Consider the following 346-nt stretch of genomic DNA (forward strand, 5'->3'; position numbering starts at 1 on the left):
CATCGTGACCAGGCCGTCGGCCTGGTCACGAACTACGGCTGGAGTACTAGGATCCGGGTTGCACTCTGTGTTGGGTTACCACTTCCCTCCGTTCTTGCTCTGTTGCCCAGGCCGCGATCTGCGCCCGCGAGGTGAAGCCCAATTTTGTCAATATGTGCTCCACATGCCCTTGCGCCGTGTGCTGTGCGACCTTCAGTCGAGCGGCGATAGCCCTGTTGGTGAGACCTTCGGCGACAAGTTCGGCGACCTGACGCTCACGTTTTGTCAATATCGCTGCGCGGTGATCAGTCGGTGCCACCCTCTGTGTCAACCTTGGATGAGGCAGGATGTGTCGAGGTAACTTTGG

Annotated in this window: 1 protein-coding gene; it reads right to left on the bottom strand. The window is 58.7% G+C overall.

The genetic code is table 11. The features are described from left to right. Positions 1 to 46: 46 nt before the first annotated feature. Positions 47 to 346 (bottom strand): response regulator transcription factor (locus tag APZ21_RS32755; protein ID WP_162240303.1); only part of this gene is annotated, 300 nt, incomplete at its 5' end.

The sequence above is a fragment of the Nocardia arizonensis genome (assembly GCF_001310275.1).
In the GTDB taxonomy this organism is placed as follows: domain Bacteria; phylum Actinomycetota; class Actinomycetes; order Mycobacteriales; family Mycobacteriaceae; genus Nocardia; species Nocardia arizonensis.